The sequence below is a fragment of the Sphingomonas sp. UYP23 genome (assembly GCF_054059235.1).
The window spans coordinates 188,891-211,812 of sequence record NZ_JBSSBX010000002.1 but is presented as its reverse complement, the minus strand read 5'-3'; the positions used below and the strand labels follow the sequence as shown (position 1 = coordinate 211,812).

Annotated in this window: 19 protein-coding genes and 1 pseudogene; 15 read left to right on the top strand and 5 right to left on the bottom strand. The window is 60.8% G+C overall.

The features are described from left to right. Positions 1-20: 20 nt before the first annotated feature. Together ACVWYO_RS24000 and ACVWYO_RS23995 are read left to right on the top strand one after the other, a co-directional pair. Positions 21-914, top strand: coding sequence for an SDR family oxidoreductase (locus ACVWYO_RS24000; RefSeq protein ID WP_457355489.1), 894 nt, complete (start codon positions 21-23; stop codon positions 912-914). Positions 915-984: 70 nt separating this feature from the next. Then, a complete protein-coding gene (locus ACVWYO_RS23995; RefSeq protein ID WP_457355487.1) occupies positions 985-2,199 on the top strand; it encodes an MFS transporter in 1,215 nt (404 codons plus the stop codon). 37 nt (positions 2,200-2,236) lie between these two features. Here the strand turns inward: ACVWYO_RS23995 and ACVWYO_RS23990 are convergent, their stop codons facing one another. Next, positions 2,237-3,508: an acyl-CoA dehydrogenase family protein gene (locus ACVWYO_RS23990; protein ID WP_457355485.1), complete on the bottom strand. Its 1,272-nt coding sequence runs from the start codon at positions 3,506-3,508 to the stop codon at positions 2,237-2,239. Positions 3,509-3,535: 27 nt separating this feature from the next. Then, positions 3,536-5,839, bottom strand: a complete 2,304-nt coding sequence (locus ACVWYO_RS23985; protein ID WP_457355483.1) for a CocE/NonD family hydrolase — start codon at positions 5,837-5,839, stop codon at positions 3,536-3,538. A gap of 368 nt (positions 5,840-6,207) precedes the next feature. Here ACVWYO_RS23985 and ACVWYO_RS23980 point away from each other — a divergent pair, with 368 nt between their 5' ends. The 3 genes from ACVWYO_RS23980 (at position 6,208) to ACVWYO_RS23970 (ending at position 8,962) form a co-directional block, all read left to right on the top strand. Beyond that, positions 6,208-6,741 carry a nuclear transport factor 2 family protein gene (locus ACVWYO_RS23980; RefSeq protein ID WP_457355481.1) on the top strand — a complete coding sequence of 178 codons (534 nt, stop codon included), beginning with the start codon at positions 6,208-6,210 and terminating at the stop codon, positions 6,739-6,741. A 285-nt stretch (positions 6,742-7,026) separates the two neighbouring features. Then, positions 7,027-7,425 (top strand): hypothetical protein, encoded by a 399-nt coding sequence (locus ACVWYO_RS23975; RefSeq protein ID WP_457355479.1) that lies wholly within the window; start codon positions 7,027-7,029, stop codon positions 7,423-7,425. Between the two features lie 922 nt (positions 7,426-8,347). Then, a complete protein-coding gene (locus tag ACVWYO_RS23970) occupies positions 8,348-8,962 on the top strand; it encodes a TetR/AcrR family transcriptional regulator (protein WP_457355477.1) in 615 nt (204 codons plus the stop codon). A gap of 314 nt (positions 8,963-9,276) precedes the next feature. Here ACVWYO_RS23970 and ACVWYO_RS23965 read toward each other — a convergent pair whose 3' ends face one another. Beyond that, positions 9,277-9,714, bottom strand: a complete 438-nt coding sequence (locus tag ACVWYO_RS23965; protein ID WP_457355475.1) for an RrF2 family transcriptional regulator — start codon at positions 9,712-9,714, stop codon at positions 9,277-9,279. 164 nt (positions 9,715-9,878) lie between these two features. Between ACVWYO_RS23965 and ACVWYO_RS23960 the strand changes: the two genes are divergently transcribed. The 3 genes and pseudogenes from ACVWYO_RS23960 to ACVWYO_RS23950 form a co-directional block, all read left to right on the top strand. Then, a complete protein-coding gene (locus ACVWYO_RS23960; RefSeq protein ID WP_457355473.1) occupies positions 9,879-10,883 on the top strand; it encodes a zinc-dependent alcohol dehydrogenase family protein in 1,005 nt (334 codons plus the stop codon). A 555-nt stretch (positions 10,884-11,438) separates the two neighbouring features. Further along, positions 11,439-11,678, top strand: coding sequence for a hypothetical protein (locus ACVWYO_RS23955; protein WP_457355471.1), 240 nt, complete (start codon positions 11,439-11,441; stop codon positions 11,676-11,678). A gap of 212 nt (positions 11,679-11,890) precedes the next feature. Continuing rightward, a pseudogene (locus ACVWYO_RS23950) lies at positions 11,891-12,462 on the top strand (IS256 family transposase); the annotation flags it as partial. 18 nt (positions 12,463-12,480) lie between these two features. Here the strand turns inward: ACVWYO_RS23950 and ACVWYO_RS23945 are convergent. Next, positions 12,481-12,918, bottom strand: a complete 438-nt coding sequence (locus ACVWYO_RS23945) for a winged helix-turn-helix transcriptional regulator (protein WP_457355593.1) — start codon at positions 12,916-12,918, stop codon at positions 12,481-12,483. A gap of 84 nt (positions 12,919-13,002) precedes the next feature. On the opposite strand from ACVWYO_RS23945, the gene ACVWYO_RS23940 reads away from it, so the two are divergent. After that, positions 13,003-13,914: an oxidoreductase gene (locus ACVWYO_RS23940; protein ID WP_457355469.1), complete on the top strand. Its 912-nt coding sequence runs from the start codon at positions 13,003-13,005 to the stop codon at positions 13,912-13,914. 46 nt (positions 13,915-13,960) lie between these two features. Here ACVWYO_RS23940 and ACVWYO_RS23935 read toward each other — a convergent pair whose 3' ends face one another. After that, the gene (locus ACVWYO_RS23935) at positions 13,961-14,218 is read right to left on the bottom strand and encodes a hypothetical protein (protein WP_457355467.1); all 258 of its coding nucleotides are present in this window, start codon (positions 14,216-14,218) and stop codon (positions 13,961-13,963) included. Positions 14,219-14,353: 135 nt separating this feature from the next. Here ACVWYO_RS23935 and ACVWYO_RS23930 point away from each other — a divergent pair, with 135 nt between their 5' ends. From ACVWYO_RS23930 to ACVWYO_RS23905, 6 genes are read left to right on the top strand one after another with little or no spacing between them, the layout of a single operon-like run. After that, positions 14,354-16,294, top strand: a complete 1,941-nt coding sequence (locus ACVWYO_RS23930) for a M3 family oligoendopeptidase (RefSeq protein WP_457355465.1) — start codon at positions 14,354-14,356, stop codon at positions 16,292-16,294. After that, entirely contained in the window at positions 16,294-17,499 is a 1,206-nt protein-coding gene (locus tag ACVWYO_RS23925; RefSeq protein ID WP_457355463.1) for an efflux RND transporter periplasmic adaptor subunit, read from the top strand. The genes ACVWYO_RS23930 and ACVWYO_RS23925 overlap by 1 nt, the downstream gene beginning before the upstream one ends. Continuing rightward, positions 17,496-20,618: an efflux RND transporter permease subunit gene (locus ACVWYO_RS23920; protein ID WP_457355461.1), complete on the top strand. Its 3,123-nt coding sequence runs from the start codon at positions 17,496-17,498 to the stop codon at positions 20,616-20,618. Before ACVWYO_RS23925 ends, ACVWYO_RS23920 begins: the two co-directional genes overlap by 4 nt. Then, on the top strand, positions 20,615-21,973 hold the full coding sequence (locus ACVWYO_RS23915; RefSeq protein ID WP_457355459.1) for an efflux transporter outer membrane subunit: 1,359 nt from the start codon (positions 20,615-20,617) through the stop codon (positions 21,971-21,973). Before ACVWYO_RS23920 ends, ACVWYO_RS23915 begins: the two co-directional genes overlap by 4 nt. After that, positions 21,970-22,614, top strand: coding sequence for a YkgJ family cysteine cluster protein (locus ACVWYO_RS23910; RefSeq protein ID WP_457355457.1), 645 nt, complete (start codon positions 21,970-21,972; stop codon positions 22,612-22,614). Before ACVWYO_RS23915 ends, ACVWYO_RS23910 begins: the two co-directional genes overlap by 4 nt. After that, positions 22,595-22,885, top strand: a complete 291-nt coding sequence (locus ACVWYO_RS23905; protein WP_457355455.1) for a hypothetical protein — start codon at positions 22,595-22,597, stop codon at positions 22,883-22,885. Before ACVWYO_RS23910 ends, ACVWYO_RS23905 begins: the two co-directional genes overlap by 20 nt. The last annotated feature ends 37 nt before the right edge of the window (positions 22,886-22,922 follow it).

Here is a 22,922-nt window from a genome sequence, read left to right as displayed (position 1 = left end):
TTCGTTCGAAAGGAAAATCAATGATCCTGGTGGCAGCTGCAAACGGCAACCAGGGCAAGCGGCTGATACCCAGACTTCTGGCGGGCGGTGCCGAGGTCCGCGCATGCGTGCGCACGGTGGAATCCGCGGCCGCGTTACTTGAGGCTGGCGTCGCGGACGTCGTCGTCGGAGACATGTCTCGACCTGACCAGCTCGCGCTTGCGATGAACGGGATGGACACCGTCTATCACGTGGGGCCGACGCTTCACCCCCAGGAACGTGCAATGGGTTTGGCGGCGGTCGACGCCGCGCGAGCCTGCGGCGTCAAACACTTCGTCTTTTCGTCGGTTTTGCACGCCATCACCACTGACCTGGTGCAACACGAGATCAAGCGCGACATCGAGGAGCATCTTCTCTCCTCGGGTCTTGAATTCACCATTCTCCAGCCGAGCAACTACATGTTGCCGCACAGATTGAAACCGGCGTTCGAGCAAGGCGTCTTCAGGCTCTCCTGGTCGCTCGACAGATACCAGTCTTTGGTCGATCTGGACGACGTGACGGAGGTCGCGGCCTCCGTCCTGCTCGACGGACAGCGCCATGCGGGCGCGACCTATGAGCTCGCCGCCCCCGGCCGGTTCGCCGCGCGCGATCTCGCGAAAGTGATTTCGGATGTCACAGGGAACGAGATCGGGGTTGAGGAGATCAGCTGCGACGCGTTTCTCGAGCAATTCTTCGGGGAAGTCGATAAATTCCCCTATGAAGCCCGTGCGATGCGGGCAATCAGCGCACGCTACAGCAGCCACGACTTCGTCGGAAACCCCAACGTGCTGAGATGGCTGCTCGGCCGTGCGCCCAAGACTTTCGCGCAGTTCGTGCAGGAAGAGTTCAACGTGTACCTCAATGTCGCGCAGGCCGAGAGCCGCTCACCCGACTGAAGCGATTGCCAAGCCGATCGTAGCGGGGTCGGCATCCGAGACCACGTTCGCGCACCATTGGAGAGACGTCTTGAAACGTTGGTTGGTTCTGCTGGGATGTTTCATTGGCATGGGCGTGGCGACGCCCGCACTTCTGCTTCAACCGCTTGGGCTCTTCCTGAAACCGGTGACGACGGAATTCGGATGGTCGAGGACCGAATTCTCGGTCGTCCTCGCAGTCGCCGCGGCCTGCAACGCTCTGATCCTGCCGATTGCCGGTTATCTGGTGGATCGCTTCGGCGCGCCTCGTGTCGCCGCCATCGGAACGGTGCTGGGATGCTGTAGCTACGCCGCCGTATCGCTCGTCCATTCCTACGGTGCATTTATTGCGGTCCTCGCGGCGTCCGTCACGGTCGGCAATCTGGCGAGCTACCCGGCCTTCATGGGACTGACGCAACGATGGTTCGACAAGCGTCTCGGCGCCGCACTTGCCGTGACTTCGACGGGTTTGGCCGTAGGCGTCGCGGGCTTCTCCTACCTAATCGCGACGAACGTGGCGGTTCGCGGATGGAGGGCGGCAGCGGTGATCGCCGGCTTCACCGCCCTCATCATCGGTCTTGCGAACCTCGCCGCCTTCGTCCGAGACAACCGTGGTCCTGTGCCCGAGGCCGAGCGCCGCGATGTGCCAGATCGAGCCAATGCAAATGGGGCGACGCTCGGCGCGGCCCTGCAGTCGCGTGACTTCTGGCTTTTCGCGGTCTCATTCCTGCTCGTAATCTTTGCCGTCGTCGGCTGTAATTTCCATCTTCCCGCATTGCTCTCCGACCGAGGCGCATCGCCAATACAAATCGCATCGATCGTCGCGATCGGCTCCGCCGGGTCGCTCTTCGGACGCCTGTTCACCGGAGTCATGCTGGACCGCTATTCGGTGAGGAGCGTCGCCGCAGTCTTTTTCCTGGGTCAGGCGATCGGCTTCCTGCTGCTGCTCGACGGACTTCGTTGGGCGCTGCCAGCCGGCTTTTTGCTCGGTGCGGTGCAAGGAGCGGAGATCGACGTGATGGGCTACGTCGTCGCGCGGCGGTTCGGGCGACAGGCGTATGCCCGGATCTTTGGGACATGCTTTGCGGTGATGCTAATCGGAGCCATTGTCGGGCCTATCGCGATGGGCGAAGTCTTCGATCGCACTGGATCATACGATCTCGGTCTGCTGGTGCTACCGATTTTCCCGGTTCTCGCGCTCAGCCTGCTTTGGATAGCACGGGTGTCGCCGCCGGAAGCGCCGACGAGGAAAGAGGCAGCGAATTAAAGATTCGCTGCCTCTGATCGGCTCGCTAGCCCGACGCTCAGGCGGCCTGCTTCACAGGCGCAGGCGCGAAGCGGTCGAGCGTCGTGATGCCGGCAAAGTTATGTGGTTGGATGCCCGCCATCAGCCGCCCGTGATTCTCGGACAACGCCTCCAAATTCAGGGCTCCGTGCAGCGTGATGACTCGGGCATCGCGCCAAGCGCGCTGGATCGGTTCGCTCTCCATGATCGCGGTCGACCCGGAGTTGCGCTGCAGCAACTCGATGGCCTCGGCGCACCATCTGGCGACGTACGCGGTCTCGACTAGCACGCGGGCACTGAACTTTTGCATATGTTCGGCATCGGCCGGCGTGCCGGCCGCAGAGAGTTCGCCGAGCCGGTCGGTTTCCTCGGCGTTGGCACGCGCCATCAACGTTGCCGCCTGGAGCTTGGAATGAACTTCAGCAAGCATTAGGTGCGTCAGCGGCGCCTCTAGCTGGTTCTTATACGTCGTGCCGCGGATCGGCCGTCCCGCCGAGCGGTCGAGGAATCGTTCCAGCGCCCCTTGCGCAATGCCGATCGACATCCCGCCCATCAGGCTGAACGCCCAACCAAGCGACGGCGCTTTCCAGATCGACCCGGCGAGTCCGCTATCGATCCTAGCGCCGGTTATGTCGCGGAAATCCACGACGCGGTAATCGGGGACGAAGAGCTCGTCTGCCGCGAGCATGAGCGAGACGCTTCCCGTCGCCTTCATGCCAGCGACCTCCCAGTCATCGAGGAAACGCAGGTCGTCGCGGGCTACCTGGACGCCTACCAGGTAGCGACCATCGCCGTCGTCGGCCATGCAGCCGAGATTCGTGTAGGGCGCCCACAATGCGTCGCTGCCGAAGGTCCACGGACCTCCCGAGACGATCCAGCCGCCTTCCGTACGTTTCGCTTTGCCTTTCGATGCCGGAAAGTGGCTCGATCCGGCCACACGCGGTCCAACCCATTTTCCGCCGAACACCTCTTCGACAACGCGGGGACCAGAACCTGCCGGAATCCAATTGGTCGACGCTCCGACCCATACGGACCAGCCGCATGAGCCGTCCCACTTGGCGACCTCGATGATGACCTCGAGCTGCTGACGTACCGATAGTTCATCGCCGCCGTATTCGGCGGGACTGCCGATGTTGAACGCACCAGCCGCGTCGAGGTCAGAGATCGTCTCGTCAGAGTGCCGCCCCGCGCGCTCGTTCGCCAGCGCGCGCTCGCGCAACCTCGGCCCGATGGCGCGAACTTTTCCGAGAATTTCCGCAAGCCGTTCAGTTTTGTCGTGATGGATGGCCATTGTAGTATCTCCTAAGGTTAGTGGAGGTCAGGCCGCCTTCGACGGCAAGATAGGAAGCTGGATGTAACTGGGATGTTCCGGACCGGTGTAGACGGTGTTCGTCGCGCCTTCGTGATAGCTCTTGTCATAGGCTCGCACTGGTAGCCCCGCCGGCGGGTAGGGCTGTATGTCGACGCGCAGCCGGCACCCTTTCCGGATCAGAGCCGTGCTTGGGTTCAGCCCGATCTCGAGGGCGACGACCTCGCCATCTTTTAGTAACGCCTGATCTGCTTCGAGGTGGGTGTGAACCGGCCAGTACTCGTTCGATCGCGCCTCATCGAGTTTACGGCGCGATGCTTTCAGCAGCCCATGTCCAACTGGGTGCGGATTAATCGGATCTATCGGATGAACGAGCGTTTCGTAGCGGATCTCGCGATCCATTTCGTCGATCACCCGCATGGAGACGAAGATATCCATGTCGCTGCTGGTGGACGACATCCACAAGCCAACTTTCATATATCCAGCAAGGATCATGTCCTCCGTAAATGGGTCGCTGACGAATGACACGCCCGTTGACCAACGCGGCGTTCCGTCGGTCGCCCCGGGAGGCGCAAGCGTCGGCGTGCCGACGTCCAGGTCGGCACCATAGCCGGCGCGGCTCTCTTCGGTTGGCGGTTCGTCCACAACGCGCAGGAGATCCGCCCGGCGGGGATCTCCGGTCCAATCGGACGGCGTGGCGTCAAGATACCACCGGCAATAGCTGGTTTCGGACAAGGGCCAACAGGTGTCCTTCAGAAGGAAGTGCGCGCCGTCGCCGGTCCTGACCTGCACACGGACTGGCGCGAGTTCTGTCTCCCCGTTATCGACTCCCTTCAGCCAGTGATCGAAGTACCGCATGTGCTCGACAGTGGAGGATGCCTTGTAGCAATCCGGGAACCAGGCGTCGACAAAGTCGAACTTGCGTGCGACCGCCCCGGTCGACCGGATGAACGTCTCGCTGCTACCCAGCTGATGGATGATCGCGCCCGTCTGCGGACCGACGATCCAAACCGGGGCGGTCGCCTTTTCGATATCAGGGATCATGAAGATCGATCCGCGCGGGCCGTAGGCGGACGGGTCGTTGAACGGCGTGGCGAGAACGCGCGCCATCCAGTCCGTCTCGCGCCTCTGGCCGCAAAAGTTGCTCCCCGACCAAGCCTTCCACCACCAGTTCCAAAAGCCCGCCCCGAAAATGCCGCCCCCGTAAAGCGCTTCGTTGTAGATGTCGGCGTCGGTGCCCTGCGCGATCATCGCCTTGAGGTGCGGCGGCTGTAGACTGGCGACGTTGTGCTGGGTCATCGCGAGATAGGACATACCCCACAAGCCGACGTTGCCATTCGACCACGGTTCGGTCCCAGCCCATTCGATCGCGTCGTAATAGTCCTCGGCTTCCTGAACGCTAAACGGCGCCTGAAGGCCCGGACTCTTGCATACTCCGCGCGCATCTACGCGGATGCAGACATAGCCGTTCGGCACCCAGACCGAGGAGTCGACCGTTTCGTGATTTTCGTATTGGAGGCCGTCCGGATTTCCCGAGAAGAAGCGATCCTCCAGAATCTCCTTCTGCAACGCATCTTCTTCGGAGCAGATGCATTCGTGGTAGAAGCTCTTGCCGTAGAAACCCTTCGCCATCACGACCGGGTACTGACCCTCCGTCGCGGGACGGAAGAGGTCAGCGTAGACGAACGACCCGTCCCGTAGTGGAACCTTCACATCCGTGAATTTGACGATACCGCGAATATTTCGCCGGAGTTCGTTGCGTGCCGCGGCAGCGCTAATGAGCCGTCGAGGCGTGTTCGCGCTGAACACTCCCGGTGCCGCGTCAAGTTTGGCAAGAAGTCCAATCAGAAGCGGATCGCCGGCGAAGCTTCCATCCGGGCCAAAAGCGGATTCCAGTCCGTCAGCGGTCTGGACGCGGTCGCCGGCGGTTTGACCGAAGTTGAGCGCCATCGGCCCTACAAGCTCGTGCACCAGCGGCGAGATGGTCACTCCGGATTCTATCTTGCCCTCTTGGTCGAGACTTTGCACAAAGCGGGCTATGTTTGTGACGAGTGGATCGTGGAGCTTGTCGATGTTACCGGCGACGCGATTGACGAGTTGCGCCAGGTTAATGCGCGGGGCGCCCTCGGTGGCACCTAGGACCACGCCGCCTATCAGAAAAGTAATGGACTCCCCAGCAGCGTACGAAAACTCTCCGCGTTCGTTCGTGACGCCTTTGAAACTTCGGCTTTGGAAGCGCAGGCCCGCGATTGGACCTGCAAAGATTCCGGTGCAGGCGTCAGTGGTCTTCGGAGCCTTCTTGTCATGTTGCATGCCGGTCTCACACTCAAAAGGAAAGCCATGACCGAAAAAGTTTAGCGCTGTTCAAGCGAGCGGCATCCAGACCTCTCCCGAGGCGCGCTTCGGTTGCCCGTAACGTCATCGGCGAACACGCAACCGCTCTTTTTACGGCGATCTTGCAAACTGGATACGGTGAGGCAGCGGGGTCGTCAATCAAAATTCATCCGGTCACCAAATGAGTGACCGGACGCTCGGATGCTAGGCGGATCTGCCATGCACACTAGTTCTCCTACAAATTTTGCCTTCTCCGTCTCTCGCGAATTGACCGCAATCGCATTATGAGATATCCCTCATTCTCATATTCGGCGTACCGAAATGTAAAATGGAAGAGGATGTCATTGATGCCAGCGACCGACAAAGCCGAAATCATCGAGGCCTTGAACCTTTATGCCTTTGCGCTTGATGCGCACGCGTGGGAGCTGTTCGATGACATTTTCACTGAAGACGTCGTGATGGATCTAGGTCCAGCCGCAGTCGCCTGGTCGGGCCGTGCCGAGTTCAAGCAAGGATTCGAAAACTTTCATGCCACGCTGAACAATCATCAGCACACGATGATGGGCCATCTGGTCCATGTCGAAGGCGATGTCGCCTACGCCTTTAGCTACGGTAACTGGCTCCTGATACGCGACGCTGCCGAGGGCGGGCCTGCGTGGTTCGGCACCGGGTGGTATGACGACGAGCTCGTTCGGAGCGACGGTAGATGGAAAATCAGTCGCAGGGTCTGCAGGCTGCTGTCATGGACAGGGAATCCGCGCGTCCCGGAGCCAAACGGAGATCAGAGTCCGGATATGAACATGAACTCGCTTTACGGTTTCGCAGAGGCAGGAAACCTCGGATACCTGAAGGCGCTCAAGCGCGCATCTGGTAGGGCATGAATGAAACGCGACGAGTCGCTCGGATGTATGCGCGCCGCCCTTGCGACCGATAGAAGTGCGCTCAAACCGTACGAGCAAGATGTCGCTGTCTGCTTTCGCTGTCATTGTCAGACTTCGGTCCGTTAATCCCGTGTCCATTATTTACATGTACCATACTATCAAGGCGTCAAATCTTTAAGGTAGTAGGACAATTTTTCGGTCAAAGGGAATTATGTGCTGGCAGCGATGGCCGTCTCGTCTCTTCGAATTTAATGCCGACCCTTTCGGGAACCGGGGAATAGCAATATGTTTTCGGTTGAATTTGACAGCGCGGCGGGTTTCATCAGATGCCGCATCGAGGGTTTTCTTTCGAGTAACCAAGTCAGCGCGATTATTGAATCCACCAAAGCGGCGAAAGAGAAGTGTAAGCGGCTACATGGCGACATGAAAATGCTTGTTGTTACCGATGGTCAAGTACAAAGCGTTGAGGCAATGAAAATGGTAGCAGTGCAACGCGCCAAAAAGATAAGTTCTTATGATCGTCGAGCGTTCGTTCTGCCGACGAGTTTGCAAAAACTGCAAGTTTGCCGGACTTTTAACTTGCCAACGGAGCAATGCTTTATTTCAGAAAAGGTTGCAATTACATGGCTGCTTGCGGATCGCGAGCACTGCTTTTCGGAATTAATGCGGCCCGTAAGCATGTGAGCATCAGGTTATGGAAGGTTGATATAAGGATCCGTTCGCTAGACCGACTTTTACATGATGAAGGGACATCTACGGTTTTTGCGGCGGGCGGAGAACGTGGAAACCTCCGGCACTGCTGCCATGAATGACCGCAATGCGTGCCACGTTAGAATGTCCACCAATGGCGAAACTCGACCAAATCACGCCATCAGTGTTGAACAGTCAGATCGGCCAATAATTTGGAAGCGTGCGGTGTATCTCAAACTGGGGTAAGTATGCATTGATCGGTCTTACCCGATCAGGAATCGCTTCCTGACATTCTGGCCCATCAGTGGAATTCGATGCAGACCTGGTCCGCATTCAAAATCTGAAGGCATGGCGGTCGCATGATCCAACGGAAAAAACTCCTCGGCCAAAGCCAAGCTGTAGAATTGCTCACAAAAGAAACTGGCCTTTTGTCACACCGCCAATTCTTTGATCGGCGACCTAGCCGAGATATAGCCGATTTCCCGTCGGACAACGTAACGGATTCGCGAGCGGCAACCCGCCTGCTTGGTTGCATACGGAGCCTCGCCGAGAGCGCCCGTTTTCGGCTATCTCGTAGACCCTTTCTGGTGCATTTGGAGCGGCCGGCCGCGGCACGGCAGGTGCTACTCGCGATGCAGACAGCGAGGCCTACGCCATAACTCACTGCCCCGCATAGAAAAGATCGCTCGTTTTTTCGTAAACTCTGACTTTGCAGGGCAAGCCGACGATTCGGCAAGCGGAGAACTGACCCAATATTATCGACCAGAAAACGCGCGTAGCTGAAGACCTTCTTTTCTGACAGTAAAGTATGCTCCGGCGAGGAAAGCGCAAAGCCATGCACTGCGAACATTCAGCAGCGTTCAGCTTTCGGTTCAGTAGTTGATTTTAGTCTGGCGCGCACTGCGCGATCCGTGGGATGAATCAGAAATCTATGATTGGAAACTGCGTGATTAGACGGCGAGAAGTGTCGGGAATACGAGACCGTATCGTCAGCACAGCAACAAAAATGTTTGCAATTTCTGGGTTTCACCAGACCCCGATGTCAGAACTGGCTGTGGAGGCGAACGTCAGCGTGGGCTCGATCTACCGCTTGTTCGGCAACAAAAACGATCTGATCCTTGCAATCGTGAAATTGGATGCCGAACGGAAACTGCGAGAAATACGGTCGATAATCCCGCGATTGAAGGACGGCGATATCACCATCGAAGACGGTCTCTGCCATTTTATCGAAAATGTGATTTCCAAGGACGAAGAGGCGATATCCTTTTATATTTTCGCCGAAGTATCTCAGAACGCAGCTGTAGCTGATGAAGTCAGAAATCAATATCAATGTATCTACAGTTGCGCCCGCGAGTTGGCATCCTTTGTTAACATGACTCTGCGCGGTGAGAAGTTGAATGATGAAGCAGACATTTTGATGGGGGCGGCCTTTGTCGTAAAGTGGCCAGGACTGTCTTGCCTAGAAAGTATATCTGAAACCAGATTTACTAATGGAGTACGGTCGGCCATGGCAACGCTGCGGGCTCTTTAACTGAGCAAGCGGCTCATGCACCCGCGGTGGTAGGGCAATGCTTTTTTGCATCGTAATTGTAGATAGGCGCCCAAGCGAGGCTCTGACTCACTTTTGGTGCAGCTAAGCGGTTTGATCGTGAGGTGGCATCAGCCTCGCGCGCAGCAGATCGAGCTGGGGGCGCCCGTACATCTGGCGTTTGACGAGCTTCAACTTCGTGATCTGTCCTTCCGTTTGTCCGTTTGCCCGTTTGCCCGTTTGGTTGCACTAATCAGAACAAGAGTTTGACTCAGTGAGGATGTGGTTTGAAATGAGCTGCACAGCCGTTTCCGACATCAGTGCGTCATGTTGTCCAGCTCGCGGATTACCGCCAAGCTATGCGCGAGGGTTTTTCGCGATAGATGCTGAGAAAGCTCACCCTCAATTTCCTCGGCCAAACCGCCAAAGAAGCGTCCTATATTCCGGCTGACGACGCACAGGCCGGGTACGTTGGGGCGGGTGGCGAACAGTCGTTTTTCCTCCACCGCCGCCTTGTAGACATCGAGCAGCGTGATCTGTTCGGGCAAGCGGCCCAAGCGGACGCCGCCATTTTTGCCGGCGGTTGAAATGACAATGCCGTTATGCGCGAGCGGCACCAAAAGCTTGCGGACCAGCACCGGATTGGCGCCCAAGCCAGCCGCCAGTTCCGCACTGGTGCAACGCACGTCTTGCTCGTGCGCCACGGCTAGCGACAGCACCATCTGCAAGGCGGTCGGATATCGGAGGTCAATCATGTCCCTCTCCGCTTCAGCATCTCGCTCATTCCAAAACAATCACTCTTGCAGTTAAAGACGTAATGCCATAATCACCGTTGCAATATGCCCCGCGGTTGCTCGCAGAGCAAGAGGCGACCGAGGTGCAACCTTTCTGTTCCACTTACCGGCAAGGAATTACACTCATGCGCCGCTGGCTTCTCCCCGCTCATCAGAACGGTATCGCCGCCCTTCGTCTTGAGAAGGATGTCGCGGTGCCGGAGCCCGGCCCCGGTGAGGTCCGCATCCGGGTGCGGTCGGTGTCGCTCAACTATCGCGACTTGTTTGTGCTCGACGGCGCGCCAGGCTGGCGTCCAGATACAGATCTCGTGCCTGTGGCGGATGCGAGCGGTGAGATCGATGCGATCGGCGCGGGCGTCGAAGACTGGCAAATCGGTGATCGCGCAGTCACGCTCTACACTCGTGGATGGACTGACGGTCCACCACCGCTCGATCTGACCATGGGGCTCGGCGCAGCCGCCGAGCAGGGCGTGCTAGCCGAGTATGTCGTGCTGCCCGCGACGCGGGTTGCGCCCGCGCCCGCCGGTCTTGACTGGGCTGAAGCCGCGACCCTGCCTTGTGCCGGCGTGACGGCGTGGAGCGCGGTGTTCGACGGCAAGCCTGTCGGGCCAGGCACGCGGCTGATGGCGCCTGGAACGGGCGGTGTCGCATTGTTCGCGCTGTTGCTGGCTCGTGCTGCGGGTGCGGAAGTGTACGGTACTTCCAGCAGCGACGCCAAGCTCGATCGACTGCGCGAGCTTGGGGTGACGGAGGCGATCAACCATCGCAAGGTGCCCGACTGGGGTGCCGACGTGTTTCGGCGCCTAGGCGGCGTGGACAAGGTGATTGATCCCGTGGGCGAGATCAATCGCGCCATGGCAGCGCTCCGCCCCGGCGGCGAGATCGCGGTCATGGGTCTGATGGCGCAGGACGGGCCGCCCAACCCGATGTTCTTCATGGGCCGCACGCTCACCATCCGCGGCATCGCAGTCGGCAGCGCTGCCGCCTACGAGCAGTTGCGCGCCTTCATCGAGGAGCATGGCATTCGTCCCCCCGTGGGCGCCCGGTTCGCGTTCGAGGATGTCGCCAAGGCTTATGCCGCGCAGCACGAGGGTGTCTTTGGCAAGGTGGTGATCGAGGTGGCGCGATGACGTCGGCGCAGGTCCGGGCCGACGCGTTGATCGACCCCGAACTGCGGGCGTTGGCGGCGCAGATGCCGCTGGTGGAGCTCACGCCCGAGACGCTGCCCGCGAGTTAGGAAGGCACTGCCCTTCGCATTTCCCGATCCAGACTGTGCGAAAACTCGATCGCCGACCGAGAACCAAGCCGGTAAGTGCCGCATTTTGCCTGTTTGAGCAGTCCAAACGCTCCAAATAAGGTCAATCCGCCTCGTCAGCAGGTTTTGCCGCGGCGCTCCGGGAGTTTTCGCACAGTCTGGATCAGGAATTGGGAATATCACGACGCTCCTAAAACCGTTCTTGGACCTAGTCTTAGGTGTGGATCGGTGCCGAAAACGGGACCCCTCTTTGAGCAACGCAACCAACTGTATTTCTTCGGAAAGCACAGTTTTTGAAGGGGTCCCGATAGGCGCCGATCGGCCCCCCTAGAATCCGAAAGCTCGGGCGCAAATTCAACAACTTGGCGAAAACACACCGGAGTCTCAATTTCGGAGCCGATCCACATTACTGACCCTGACGGTTGGGCCGATGTGCGACCGGTCCGTTCCTCCCGAGCTGGCTGCAACGGCGAGCGGCGTCGTGATTGCAACCGGCGAGCTGTTCGGCGGAGGTCTCGCTCCGGTGATCGTGGGTTGGGTCGCACAAAGGTTCGGAATCGAACATGTGCTCTGGACTCCGCTCGTGGCGCTGATCTTTGCGGTCGGGATCGGAACCTTGTTCAAAGAAGGGCGTCTGATCGCGCCCGAGCAGCGGGACGAACCGCACTAGCGGACGGCTCGCGCTAGAGTATCCGGTGTGATCAAGCCATCTTTTGGCGCTAGAGCACGTCTCGATCTGACTGAATCGCGAGGAATTCCCAAAGGGATTGCGATCTGATTCTTAGGCCACCACCACAAAGGAGGTGGATGCATGGCCAAGGAGAAGGGACTGTCAGGATTTCCGTGTGTAGCCGGGCATAATGGGTAAAAGGAGTTCCCAATATGCCTCGACGCAAAGAACCTGTGATCCCCAACGAGCTTCTCGATCAACTGCTGGCGGGCGGCGACGCCAGTGCTGCATTTGATCAGGGTGGCCTGCTAGATTCCCTGAAGCGCTCACGGAGCGCGCCTTGAACGCGGAGATGGATCACCACCTCGCCGGCGAGGACGGAGCCGGCAACACACGCAATGGCTATGGCCGGAAGACCGTGATGACCGACACCGGCAAGATGGCAATCGACGTGCCGCGCGACCGTCAGGCAAGCTTCGACCCGCAACTGATCGCCAAGTATCAGCGCCGCTTTCAAGGGTTCGATGAAAAGATCGCGTCGATGTACGCGCGTGGCATGAGCACCCGCGAGATTACCGGGTATCTCCAAGATCTGTACGGCATCGACGTATCGCCCGACCTGATCAGCACGGTGACCGACGCCGTGCTCGACGAGGTCGCGACCTGGCAGCAGCGGCCGCTCGATCCGGTCTACCCGCTGGTGTTTTTTGACGCGATCCGGATCAAGATCCGCGACGAGGGCATGGTGCGCAATAAGGCGATCCACATCGCCTTGGGCGTACGCTTTCATCATTGCGACCTGCTAAACTCGGTCGAGTCCGCGATGATCGGGCATGGAATTTCCGCCACTCTCGATCCGTGCGTCATAGATCGCGCGTGCGGCGGCGATTTCGGGCAGGCGCTCGATGGCCCAGAGCCATAGTGGATGAACCTGCTCGATGAGCGCTTGGCCCAGCGGAGTTGCGGCATAGTCGACCCGAATCGGCACTTGCGCTACCATCGTGCGAGTCACTAGCCCGTCACGCTCCAACTGGCGCAGCGTCGCGGTGAGCGACTTCTGGCTTATCCGACCGACCCGATCTAGCAATCGTGAGAAGCGCAGCGGCCCGTCCTCGGACAGCTCGATCAATACCCACAGCCCCCATTTGTCGACCGTGCGCGCGAGCACCTCGCGCACCAAGCCCTGCTGCTCGGCGCTCAGAGCCGAGCAGGGGTCATTGTTCTCGCCGCTTTCTGTCATACTCGTCATGGTAACCGCCAAGTTTCTTTGTTACCATCAGGTACCTGGTTGCAAGCGGTGATAATGAAACCGATACCGCTCGGCATGAGCAGTACATGGACCACCAGTGACATCCCCGATCAAACCGGCAGGCGCGCGATCGTCACTGGGGGCAACAGCGGCATCGGCTGGTACACAGCCCTCGAACTCGCCCGCGCAGGTGCGGAGGTAACGATCGCCTCGCGCGACGTGGGCAAGGCGGCGGCGGCGGCTGACCGTATCCGCGCGGCGGTTCCGGCGGCGCAGATTCGTACCGGCGCGCTAGACTTGGCGCGGCTAGCCTCGGTGCGGGCATTCGCGCAAAGTCAGCTTGACGCCGCGCGGCCGATCGACATGCTCGTCAACAACGCCGGCGTGATGGCGCTTCCCGAGCGGCGCACCAGCCCCGACGGGCACGAGCTGCAATTCGCCACCAACGTGCTTGGGCCGTTCGTGCTGACCGGACTGCTGCTGCCCCTCATCCTCGACGCTCCAGTGCCCCGGGTGGTAACCGTCTCGTCCTACGCGCATACGCAAGGTGGCCCGACGCCGATCGAGGACTTGGAGTCCGAACGCGGCTACCGCCCGGTGCGCGCCTACGGCAAGACCAAGCTCGCCGACATCCTGTTCACCCGCGAGCTTCAGCGTCAGGCAGGCAACCAGCTACTGTCCGTCGCCGCCCATCCCGGGGCGTCACGCACAAATCTAGCGGTCGACACCTCGCTGCCGATGAAGTTGATTACTTGGGCGATGCGCCCGATGTTGCAGAGCGCGGCGTCGGGTGCCGAGCCGACGTTGCGCGCTGCCACGGCGCTCGACGCCAAGCCGGGCGGCTATTACGGTCCTGGCGGCCTCTTCCGCCTTCGCGGTCACCCGGTCGAGCAGGAGACCGCTTCATTTGCGAACGATGCCGCAGCGGGTCGGCGGCTGTGGGGCGAGTTGGAGCGGATCAGCGGAATCAGCTATCCTCTTGCTTGAGAACAACCTTGGTCGCACCAAACTACAGGCCGTCGGCATTGCTGCGTTAGCGGACCCTCCGCCCGAGTGACGGCCCATGATCGCGGTCGATCTGGCGCTGCTGATCGCGCTTCACCTGACGCTGGCGTAGCTGCTCGCGCTGCACCGCCTCCCGATGCGCCTGTTCCTGCTGTAGCTGAGCCATGCATGCGCTTGCGCGTTCCTTGAACTGACGCGCGATCTCCTGCGTCCCCACCGTCGCCAGCGCCTTCCGGCTGAACAGCGATTGCCCGCGCTGCGCTTGCAGACGGACATACTCGACCATCCATTCCTTCAGCTGGTGCGTCCGCTGCAAGACCACCTCGCGGTTTGCCGAAGCGCATCGGGTGTTCGGCGAAACCGCTTTGCAACGGCTCGTACATACGATGAGGAGATATTTGTCGCCGCGGAGGATAGACAGATGACCGCCCGTTCTTACGAATTTCGTATTGCTAACGATGAGGCACCAGACAGGACACTGTTGAGCGACAAGCTATCGTCATTGCCTTGCTTGATCGCTCGCCGGACATTTCTCGGGACGGCGATGGCCGGCTTTGCCGCACCGGCGATAGCTCAATTTGATCGCGCGGTGTTGCCGGCGACTAACTTGTCCTGGAACTTAGCGGACATTTACCCCAGCGCAGCGGCGTGGGACTCCGCGCGCAGGTCGGTGCTCTCCCGTCTCGATACTCTGCGTGTACCGCGGCCGGTTGAGACGGCCACTGCACTGCTTGCGGTGCTTCACCTTCAATCCGATCTGGGGCGCCAGACCGAGCGTATCGAAGCCTACGCGACCTTGGCGGCCGACGCTGATCACCGCGACAGCGCCGCACAGGAGCGCTCTCAACTCGCGGAAGGCTTGTCGGCCCGGGCCGACGACGCCGGGGCCTGGATCGCACCCGCCGTCGTAGGTCTTGGCCGTGATCGGGTCTCTCGCTATCTTGTGGAGTCCTCAGAGCTCAGCACCCACTTTTCGCACTATCTCGACGGCGTGTTGCGACGGCAACCGCATACGTTGAACGCGCAGGAGGAAGCGCTTCTCGCTGGCACAGCGCAGCCTCTTGGCACGTTCGAGAACGTGCAGTCACAGCTCATTTCCAGTGACATCGCTTGGCCAACGGTCAAGCTATCGAATGGCACGAAGAAGACTCTGGATCTCCAGGGTCTCAATGCCCTGCGAACGTCGGCCAATCGGACCGATCGCAAGCAGGCTTTTGACGAGCATTACGCGAAGCTTGCTACTTTCACCGACGCGCTCGGCGCAAACTATCTTGGGCATGTTCAGGCGGACGCCTTCACAGCGCGTAGCCGTCGCTACCCGACGTCGCTTGCCATGGCGCTGGACGCGGACGGAACGCCGGACGCCGTGTACACCACGCTCGTCCAGACGACCGATGCGGGCTTGCCGCAAGCTCACCGCTACATGGCGCTGCGCCGCAAGCTGCTGCAGTTGCCCGACATCGGCTATTGGGATCTGTCCGTTCCACTCCTGCCGGGCGGCCGGACTTTTTCCCTTTCCGAGATGCGCAGTCTCACGCTTCAGGCTGTCCAGCCGCTCGGTCGCGACTATGCCGCCCTTCTCGCCTCCGCGACCGCGAAAAACTGGATGGATCCCTATCCTAGAACGGGCAAGCAGGTCGGCGCCTATATGAACCCCGGCGCCGCCTATGACGTGCATCCCTACCTGCTGCTCAACCTGACGGACGATTATCAGAGCCTGTCAACGCATGCACATGAGTGGGGTCACGCGATGCACACGCTGCTCGCGAACCGCGCGCAGCCCTACGACAAGGCGCAATATACCAATGCAATCAGCGAAGTGCCGTCCACACTGAACGAGATCCTGCTCGCCGACATGATGATCGCACAGTCCCAGTCGCGCCGCGACACGCTGATCTACCTGGGCATGCAGATCAACAATCTTTGGTCAGTCTACTACCGGCAAGTCATGCTGGCCGAGTTCGAACTGACGGTTCATCAGAAGGTCGAAGCCGGCGAAGGTCTTTCAGGAGCGGCGCTGTCGCGCCTCTATCTCGGCCTGCTACGCAAGTACTGCGGTCCTGATGTCGTGATTCCCGACAACTATGGTTCGGCGTGGGCGGAGATACCGCACTTTTTCAACAGTTTCTACGTCTACAAATATGCTACCTGCATCGCGGCCGCAGCGGCCTTCGCGGTGCAGGTTCGCCAGGGAACGGCCCAGCGCGACCGCTATCTCGATGCACTGCGCGCCGGGGGGGCAGACTATCCATATCTAATCGAGAAGAGGGCTGGCGTCGATCTTGCGACAGCGGCGCCCTACGCGGCCGTCAACAAGCTCATGGGCTCGCTGCTGGATCGCTGCGAAGCGCTGGTCGGCTGATGTCTGGGAAATACCTCGATCTGACCTGCGCCCGACTTGGTAAGACGGCCGGACGGGAGTTGGCCGCTGCGCTGACGACGAGAGACAGTTTTCGTCTTGGCGCCTCCGCTCTGCCTGCAGTCCTGATCCTCACCGGGTGCTCGGCCCAAACCCAGGAAGTGGAGAAGGCGCCCGCCGTTGTACAGGTAGCCGCCGTCGCGCTTGCGCCGACGACAGTGTCGCGCGAGCTGAATGGACAGGTCGTGCCGACCCTAACCGCCGAAATCAGGCCGCAGATCGGCGGGATCGTCAAGCGTCGGCTCTTCACGGAAGGAACCGATGTCTACGCGGGTGACGTGCTGTTCACGATCGAGGACCGGCTCTATGTCAGCGCGTTCGGAGAGGCCAAAGCGCAGCTCGAAAACGCACGCGCGTCTCAGGCCGCCGCAGCGGTAAAAGCGAAGCGGTTCGCCACGCTCCAGAACACCAACGCCGCGAGCGCGCAGGATGTCGATGACGCACTGACGGCCAGTCGGCAAGCTGACGCGCTCGTCCACGAACGCGAAGCCGCGCTCGCGACGGCGCGCGCCAATCTCGATTATACCCGTATCCGGTCGCCCATCAGCGGTCGGATCGGTCGCTCACAGATCACGGTCGGCGCGCTCGTCACGCCGGGTCAGGCGGCCCCTCTTGCAACCGTCCAATCGATCGACAGCGTCTTTGCAGATCTTGCCCTCCCGCTCGGACAAGGTGGAGGCGACGGTACAGCCGAAGTTGTCCCAGCATCCGGCTCCGCCGTGCGACTGCTTGCAGGCGGCGATGCCGGCCAGCCGCTGAGCGGTCGCGTCGAGTTTACCGATGCGACCATTGCGCAAGGCACTCAGTCCGCCATCGTCAGGGTGCGGGTCACCAATCGCTTCCATGAGCTTCTGCCAGGCCTCTTCGTTCGCGGTGCCATTGAGGAAACCGTGGCGCCCTCAGCAACGATGATTCCTCAACAGGCGGTGACGGTCGGGAGTGGCAGCGCAGGCTCGGTGCTGATCGTGAACCGGCAAAATCGAGCCGTTCGCCGCGCGGTTGTTCTAGGCCAGGCGATCGGCGCCAACTGGATCATTCGGTCCGGGCTTGCCCAAGGCGAGCGGGTAATCATGACGGGCGGTGCCAAGATAGCTCCAGGTGACACCGTGCGTCCGCATGCGGTGACCAATGAGGGAGGCAAGCTGTGACCCTGGCGAAGGCCTTCCTTCGCCGGCCGGTCCTCGCCTACATGCTGGCGACGTTGATCACGGTCGCCGGCGGGGCGGCGCTCCTTCACCTCCAAGTCAGGCGCTTCCCAGACATAGCCCCGCAGCAGGTCATTATCCATGCGAGCTATCCCGGCGCCTCGGCCGAGACGCTCGAAAGCAGCGTCACCGCGCTGATCGAGCAGCAGCTGAACGGCCTGCAAGGCCTAAGCTATTTCGAGTCCTCCTCGGACAGCAACAGCGGCGTGGACATCACGCTGACGTTCGACCAAGGCGTCGACCCGGATATCGTCCAGGTGCAGACCCAAAGCAAAGTCCAGCAGATCCTGCCGCGGCTCCCCAAGGTCGTGCAGGACCAGGGTGTCGGAATCACCAAATCCAACGCTAATTTTCTCATGTTCGTGACGATCTACGACCAATCGAACCGGGCCTCCCCCGCTGAGATTTCCGATCTTACGATCAGCAGACTGCAGGATGGTCTCGCACGCGTGCCGGGCGTCGGCGAAGCAGCGCCGTTCACCAAGGGGCACGCGATGCGAATCTGGCTCGATCCGTCCCGACTGGCCATCTATCATCTCATGCCGTCCGATGTTGCGAACGCGGTCGCTGCCCAGAATGTCGATTTGTCCGCCGGTCAGATCGGCCAGGCTCCTACCGTGCACGGTCAGCAGATCAACGCTGTCGTCAAGATGAAGTCGCGGCTCCAGACCCCTCAGCAGTTCGCCGACGTCATCGTCAAAGCCGCCTCCGATGGGTCAGTAGTCCGTATCTCGGACGTCGCTCGAGTTGAGCTCGGTCAGGACGATTACGGTGTCGCAGTCCACTATGACGGTCATCCGGCATCGGGCCTCAACATCTCGCTGTCGCCGGGCGCGGATGCGCTAAAGACCGCAGCGCTGGTGAAAATGCGCGCCGGCGAGCTCGCGGTGGGAATGCCGGCGGGCTACGCCCTCGCCTTCCCGCGCGACTCAAGCGACTTCGTCAAGCTCTCGATCCATGAGGTTGTGGAGACGCTGTTGGTCGCGATCTTCTGCGTCGTGACGGTGATCCTGCTCTTCCTTGGCAGTTGGCGGGCAGCACTCGTGCCGGCGATCGCTGTCCCGGTCGTATTGTTGGGTACGGCCGGGGTGCTGGCGGTGCTGGGCTATTCGCTAAACACGATGACACTGTTCGGCATGGTGCTAGCGATCGGTCTCCTCGTCGACGACGCGATCGTCGTTGTGGAGGGCGTGGAACGTATTATCCAGGAAGAGGGCTTGAGCGTCCGGCGCGCGACAGCGCTCGCCATGGAACGGTTAGGATCGGCTCTGATCGGCGTCGCTCTCGTCCTGAGCGCGGTGATGGCACCCTTATTATTCTTCGGCGGCCCAACCGGTGTGATTTACCGCCAATTCGCCGTCACGATCGTATCAGCCATGCTTTTGTCCGTCTTCGTAGCGGTCTTCCTCTCGCCGTCGCTTTGCGTGCTGTTTTTACGGCCCCGGTCTTGCGCGCAGAACAACGGAACGCGTCTGGAGGCAGGGTTTGCCCGGATCCAAGCTGTATACCAGGTCTGGATGGGGCGGATCGTCAGCAAGCCGAGGGGCTATCTGCTCGGCTTTGTGATTCTCTGCGCTTTCATCCCGATCCTCATGGAACGGCTCCCCACGACGTTCCTGCCGTCCGAAGATCAGGGACAGGTCTTCTCCCAGTTCAGCCTGCCCGCCAACGCCAGCGCCGATCGTACGGCCGACGCCATGCGCCAGGTCGAGCATTACTTCTTGACCGACGAACGCCGTGGGGTTGCGCACCTTTTCACCTCGATCGGAAGCGGCCTGTCCGCCAGCGGCGCCAACACCGGGGGCGCTTTCGCCACTCTCACCGACTTCTCGCACCGCGACCTGGTCAACGACGGCGCACGCGTGATCGCCCGCCGCGCCGCCGAGGCCATGAACGCCATACCCGACGCGGACGCCTTTGCGACCACACCGCCGGCCATCTCGGGCCTGGGATCGTCCGACGGGTTTAGCTTCCAGCTGCTCAATCGCAGCGGCGTGTCCCGCGACCAATTCGCGGCGCTCCGCGACCGGGTCATCGCCGCGGCGCAGAAGGACCCGCTGCTGGCCAACGTCCGCAACGCTAGCCTGCCCGACGCGCCCCAACTCCGCATCAACCTGGACGAAAGCAAGCTCGCTGCGCTCGGGGTCAAGGAGGATGACGCGACCGCCACGCTCGCCTCGGCATGGGGGCCTAGCTACATCGGCGACTTCATCGATCGAGGGCGCGTCAAGCGCGTCTACATGGAGGGCGATGCGCCCTATCGCATGTTGCCGAGCAACCTCGGCGACTGGTATGTCCGCTCAAGTTCCGGCGATGCGATGACCCCTTTTGCGGCCTTTGCCCGGACTGACTGGGACCAGGGTCCGTCCACGCTTTCCCGTTTTCAGGGGCAGCCCGCTTACGAAATCGACGGCGAAGCGGCGCCTAACGCGAGCTCGGGTGACGCCATGAACGAGATTGTCGCAATCCAGAAGCGCGTCGCTCCGCAGCTCGGCTATGACTGGTCGGGCCTCAGCCGTCAGGAGACGCAAGCCAGCGGGCAGGCTCCGATCGTCTATGGGGTCGCGCTGCTCGTCGTCTTCGTCAGCCTGGCCGCCCTCTACGAAAGTCTGTCTGTTCCAACGGCCGTGCTGCTTTCGATACCATTGGGAGTCATCGGCGCCGCCATCGGCGCGATGACGCGCGGCGTGGCGGACAGCGTCTATTTCCAGGTCGGCCTGCTGACTACAATCGGGCTCGCGGCGAAGAATGCGACGCTGATCGTGGAGTTCGCCGAGATGGCGGTTCGCGGTGGCACGCCGCTGCGCTACGCTGCGATCGAGGCTGCTAGGCTGAGGTTTCGACCCGTCGTCATGACATCCACGGCGCTCGTCGCTGGCGTGCTACCCTTGGCGCTGGCAAGTGGGGCGGGTGCACAGAGCCGGATCGCGATCGGAACCTCGATCCTGGGTGGCGTCGTAAGCGCGACGATCCTGGGCGTGTTCCTCGTCCCGGCCTTCTTCGTCGTCACCTCGCAGCTGTTTGATCGGTTCCGTCGCTCGCCGGAGGAGCAGCGAGGATGAGCGACGCCATGCGAAGTGCTCTGGCGGGTCTGTTGCTCGCGAGCTTGGCGGGTTGCGATCTGGCAAGGGCCTATGTCCGGCCGCCGAGTCCGATCCCTACGCACTTCTCTCAGGTCGACGGCGCTTCAGCGAACGTAGCCGGGCCGGCCATCCTCAGTAAGCGCTTGAACCATCTCATCGACCGGGCGCTTTCTGATAACCGCGACCTTCGACTTGCGGTTGAAGCAGCCGCAAGCGCGCAGGCACAGTTTCGCGCTCAGCGCTCGGCTGAACGTCCCACCCTGGCGGTGGGCGCCGGCGGAACCTCGCTGCCGCTGGGAGACAACAGCACGATCGCGTCGAAGTCGACCTACACGACGATTGGCGAAAGCAGCTTTGAGCTCGACCTCTTTTCCCGCCTCAAGAATTTGAGCCGCGCTGCCTTCACCGATTATCTGGCCTCGGCTCAAGGAACGATGGCGGCGCGGCTGGCCGTCCGGTCCGAGGTCGGCCAAGCCTTCGTTACCTTCGCGGCCGACAAGGACCTTCTGAAGGTGGCGCGGCAGACGGCAGACGCCGGTGGGCAGGCGCTCGACATTACCACAAGACGCTATGGCGCCGGTCTAGCGTCCGGTTCGGACATTCAGAATGCGGTCATCATCCTAAAGCAGGCCCAAGCCGACGAATTAGAGCAAGTAACCCGCGTGGAACAGGATCGCGATGCGCTTCAGTTCGTCGTCGGCGGCACGATCTCACCGGACGAAGAGCCCCTATCTCTCGATACACTGGAGACAACGATCGCCACAGTCGATGCAGGCATATCGTCTGCGGTGCTGCTACGCCGCCCCGACGTTCGCCAAGCGGAGTATCAGCTGCAAGCGGCCGGGCTGCGGGTCGGAGCCGCTCGCGCCGCTTTCTTCCCAACGGCGTCGCTTTCGTCAGTCGTGGGTTTCGCCGGCACCGGGCTCGCCAATCTCTTTGCAGGCCGCGCTGCGTCACTGATCGTGACCCCTGCTGTCGGCGCACCGATACTAGGTGGGCCCGTCAGGGCCAATCTGGCACAAGCGCGCGCGCAGCAGGCATCCGCGCTCGCCACCTATGAGAAGGCGATCCAAGGCGGCTTTCGTGATGCCTCGGACGGTCTGGCTCGCAAGGAGACCATCGGTGCAGAGCGAGCGGCACAGGGCGGAGTTGTGACTGCCGCTGCGGAAGCCTATCGGTTGTCGCTCCTTCGCTTCAAGGCGGGTGAAGGGACCTTCCTAGCGGCTTTAGTCGATCAGCAGACGCTGTACGGCGCCCGACGCCGTCAGATCGACTTGGCCGGAATCGATCTAAAAAACCGCATCACTCTGGCCGCGTCGTTGGCGGTGCTATGACGCGGGATGCCATTCATCTATCAGCGGCGCGCGACGACGAAGCGCGCCGGTCCGGCTGCACGGGTTGCGGTGCGTGCTGCAACCGCGGGCCTAAGATGGAGCTTGGCGAAACCGCCGCGCTCGCCTCGACCTCCATTATGTCCGTCCCTTTTAAGGTGCACAGCATCCCACTCGACGAGCGGTCGCTACGCGCGCGAGACTGGTGGCGGGAGCAAGGAAGTCGCATCCCGGTTCGCGCAACGTTCGAGGAAAAGCGGCGGCATCTGTCGCTGTTCGCAAGCGGACGTCGCTCCGAACGGCGCAACCAGCGTGAGGTGAGTCTGACTACCTCGGCGATGGTCGACGACTACACGACCGGCCTCTGTCCGGCGCTGGAAGATGGGCGATGCGGCATCTGTGAGTATCGCCCCGTCACTTGCCGGACGGTGCCGTTGCACTACTCCCGGCAGCCGTCAATTTTGCAAGCTATCTCGACGCATTCGTCGCTACGCCGGGTTATTGCTGCGAAACGAACGACAGCGAAGTCGTCCTCCTGGGGAACAATATCGTATCGGATCAGCTGCGCACCGAGCGTAATAGAGCATTTGAATTGTGAGACAGGACCGCCCATGGAACGACTATATGCTGAAGCCCATGGATGATCCATCCGCAGCACAAGTTGGAGAGCTTCCCTCCTATGAGACAGTGGTTCGCAATACAGACGACGGCTATGCAACCTTGCTGCCGATCCTGGTGGCTTGGCGCATTGCCGTAATGGACCGGTTGACGAGCAATCAATATTTCGTAGCCCTGTGCACGCAACAACTGAACCTGTTGGAACAAGAGGTAGGACGATCGGATAATAAATCAATTTGCGCTCTTATATCGTTTTATAGGATAGCCGCTGGAAGAAGCAGACGTTCAATCCACTAAACGCCGAAGAGTTGATCGTCCACGACTGACGCGATCA

What these genes read in the sequence shown, in the direction of transcription:
- ACVWYO_RS23935 (WP_457355467.1), bottom strand. Translation starts at nt 14,218, where the DNA reads ATGGTCGAGTATGTCCGTCTGCAAGCGCAGCGCGGGCAATCGCTGTTC.
- ACVWYO_RS24000 (WP_457355489.1), top strand. Translation starts at nt 21, where the DNA reads ATGATCCTGGTGGCAGCTGCAAACGGCAACCAGGGCAAGCGGCTGATA.
- ACVWYO_RS23965 (WP_457355475.1), bottom strand. Translation starts at nt 9,714, where the DNA reads ATGATTGACCTCCGATATCCGACCGCCTTGCAGATGGTGCTGTCGCTA.
- ACVWYO_RS23970 (WP_457355477.1), top strand. Translation starts at nt 8,348, where the DNA reads ATGAATCAGAAATCTATGATTGGAAACTGCGTGATTAGACGGCGAGAA.
- ACVWYO_RS23925 (WP_457355463.1), top strand. Translation starts at nt 16,294, where the DNA reads ATGTCTGGGAAATACCTCGATCTGACCTGCGCCCGACTTGGTAAGACG.
- ACVWYO_RS23930 (WP_457355465.1), top strand. Translation starts at nt 14,354, where the DNA reads ATGACCGCCCGTTCTTACGAATTTCGTATTGCTAACGATGAGGCACCA.
- ACVWYO_RS23915 (WP_457355459.1), top strand. Translation starts at nt 20,615, where the DNA reads ATGAGCGACGCCATGCGAAGTGCTCTGGCGGGTCTGTTGCTCGCGAGC.
- ACVWYO_RS23945 (WP_457355593.1), bottom strand. Translation starts at nt 12,918, where the DNA reads ATGACAGAAAGCGGCGAGAACAATGACCCCTGCTCGGCTCTGAGCGCC.
- ACVWYO_RS23910 (WP_457355457.1), top strand. Translation starts at nt 21,970, where the DNA reads ATGACGCGGGATGCCATTCATCTATCAGCGGCGCGCGACGACGAAGCG.
- ACVWYO_RS23990 (WP_457355485.1), bottom strand. Translation starts at nt 3,508, where the DNA reads ATGGCCATCCATCACGACAAAACTGAACGGCTTGCGGAAATTCTCGGA.
- ACVWYO_RS23955 (WP_457355471.1), top strand. Translation starts at nt 11,439, where the DNA reads ATGTGCGACCGGTCCGTTCCTCCCGAGCTGGCTGCAACGGCGAGCGGC.
- ACVWYO_RS23905 (WP_457355455.1), top strand. Translation starts at nt 22,595, where the DNA reads ATGCTGAAGCCCATGGATGATCCATCCGCAGCACAAGTTGGAGAGCTT.
- ACVWYO_RS23975 (WP_457355479.1), top strand. Translation starts at nt 7,027, where the DNA reads ATGTTTTCGGTTGAATTTGACAGCGCGGCGGGTTTCATCAGATGCCGC.
- ACVWYO_RS23960 (WP_457355473.1), top strand. Translation starts at nt 9,879, where the DNA reads ATGCGCCGCTGGCTTCTCCCCGCTCATCAGAACGGTATCGCCGCCCTT.
- ACVWYO_RS23940 (WP_457355469.1), top strand. Translation starts at nt 13,003, where the DNA reads ATGAGCAGTACATGGACCACCAGTGACATCCCCGATCAAACCGGCAGG.
- ACVWYO_RS23985 (WP_457355483.1), bottom strand. Translation starts at nt 5,839, where the DNA reads ATGCAACATGACAAGAAGGCTCCGAAGACCACTGACGCCTGCACCGGA.
- ACVWYO_RS23980 (WP_457355481.1), top strand. Translation starts at nt 6,208, where the DNA reads ATGCCAGCGACCGACAAAGCCGAAATCATCGAGGCCTTGAACCTTTAT.